This is a genomic window from Pseudomonadota bacterium (assembly GCA_010028905.1).
Taxonomy (GTDB): domain Bacteria; phylum Vulcanimicrobiota; class Xenobia; order RGZZ01; family RGZZ01; genus RGZZ01.
Genome location: RGZZ01000693.1, coordinates 1 through 1,959 on the forward strand (window position 1 = coordinate 1; position 1,959 = coordinate 1,959).

General features: G+C 64.5%; 3 protein-coding genes. All 3 read left to right on the forward strand.

Going from position 1 to position 1,959, the window contains the following annotated elements:
• Nucleotides 1-522: ATP-dependent Clp protease proteolytic subunit (locus EB084_24410; protein NDD31407.1), on the forward strand; the 522-nt coding region annotated here is incomplete at its 5' end.
• Nucleotides 523-803: 281 nt separating this feature from the next.
• Complete coding sequence (locus tag EB084_24415; GenBank protein ID NDD31408.1) at nt 804-1,202, forward strand: hypothetical protein; 399 nt, start codon at nt 804-806, stop codon at nt 1,200-1,202.
• A 93-nt stretch (nt 1,203-1,295) separates the two neighbouring features.
• Nucleotides 1,296-1,959 (forward strand): hypothetical protein (locus tag EB084_24420; GenBank protein NDD31409.1); only part of this gene is annotated, 664 nt, incomplete at its 3' end.

A 1,959-nucleotide genomic window follows, 5' to 3' on the forward strand; every position in this document is an offset into this window, starting at 1 on the left:
CTGCTCAAGAGCCGCATCATCTTTCTCGGAATGCCCATCGATGACACGGTGGCCAACCTCGTCATCGCCCAGCTGCTGTTCCTCGAGCAGGAAGATCCTGACAAGGACATCGACCTCTACATCAACAGCCCAGGCGGCTCGGTCACGGCGGGCCTGGCGATGTATGACTGCATGCAGCTCGTGAAGCCCGACGTGTCGACCATCTGCATGGGCATGGCGGCCAGCGCGGCCGCGCTCCTGCTGGCCGGCGGTGCCAAGGGGAAGCGGTTCGCCCTCCCCCACTCGCGCATCATGATCCACCAGCCGTGGATTCGCGGTATCGGAGGCCAGGCCACCGACATCGAGATCCACGCCAAGCAGATCCTGCACACCCGCGCAACCCTCGACCAGATCCTGGCCGATCACACGGGTCAGCCCCTTGAGCGCGTGAAGAAAGACACCGAGCGCGACTACTTCATGTCGTCTGAAGAGGCGCGTGAGTACGGGCTGATCGACAAGACGATCAGCAAAGACGCCCGCTAGGCACCCCAGCGCGCGGCGTCGCCTCGAGAGCGCGTCTCTGCTGCATAGCGGTAAAGGAGCACGCCATCGTGTCGACGACCGCGCAAACCCGTTCCTGGATAGCCGTCGGTCTCATCTCGCTCTCCGTGTGGTCATCGATCCTCGCGGGCTGCGGCGGATCTTCGTCGTCAACGACATCGTCGCCAACGACGTCGGGAACTGGCCAGGCGCTGGGGGTTCCAGTTGCGACCACTGCGATGCGAGGGCGCCTCTAGCTGGACGTGCCCGTTCAAGGGGCTACCGTGACGGTACTCAACAGCAGCACCCGCTCGCCGCTGTCGCTGCCCACAGTCAGCGGCCCGGGTGGGTTCTTCGTCGTTGACGTGCCCACGAGCGGGGCGTTCACACTCGTAGCGACCGCCCGCCTGAACGGGGTCTCCGAGGTCTACGGTCGCAGCTACGACCAGGCTCCGACCTCGCGGTTCCTGCACATCAACGCCATCACCAGCGTCGCCACCCGCTATCAGGAGCGCCACCCGTCGATGCACGCGGCCGACGCCGAGATCGCCGTGAAGAGGGCGCTCGGAGTCCCCCTGGCGCTGGACGCGGGAACGTTCGGGCACGCGCACGGCACAACGCGATTTTCCCACACCACCTTCCTGCGCGCGGCGCGAGCCTACAGCGGTGGCGAACCCGCCTAACTCGATGCCCTGGCCACCCAGGTCGACGCGCCCGGCGCCAAGAGCGGGCGAAAGGCTGCGCTCGCAACGGGCCCCCTCCCCGACCTCAGCACGTTGTTCTCAACCCTGCAATCCAGATGGTCGAACCTGTGGAGGAAGCAGCAGCAGCCAGCATACAGCGTCACCGAGAGCGACCTTCAAGAGGTTGAGCAGAGCGAGTCCGAATTCACCGATGCATCGAGCGTGTTGGCCGACGACCTGTACAACGATGACATTGAGAGCTCGAGTAACGTGGCATCGGCCGCGAGCGCCGATGTCGCCGCAGACGTGGCAGAAGACGCGGTGGTCAAAGGCCTGGTGAGCGATATAGGCGGCGACATACGAGGGGCCATCGTAGGTATCGCCGTAGAGGCGCTCTTCTCGGCAATCTTTCCAAGTGACCCCAACGCAGAGGTCATGACGGCGCTTGCGAACCTCTCCAACCAGATCACAAATCTCCAGAGCTCGGTCAACCAGCTACAGGCCTACGTAGCGTCGGCCTTCGCGCAATCAGAGTACTACACGAATGCAGAGCAGCTGCGTGGCGCCTTCTCGACCATCGACACGGCCTGGAACGGACCGGACAGCAACAACGAGGGCTATGCTGCCGCCCAGAGCCAGGCAGGACAAAACCCCCACAAGGCCGCCACGGCACTGGCCAGCATCCTCCCGGGCGGTCAGAACTACCAGAGCATCGCGACGCTGTCGAGCGCGCAGAGCCAGATCGCCAGCGCCCAGA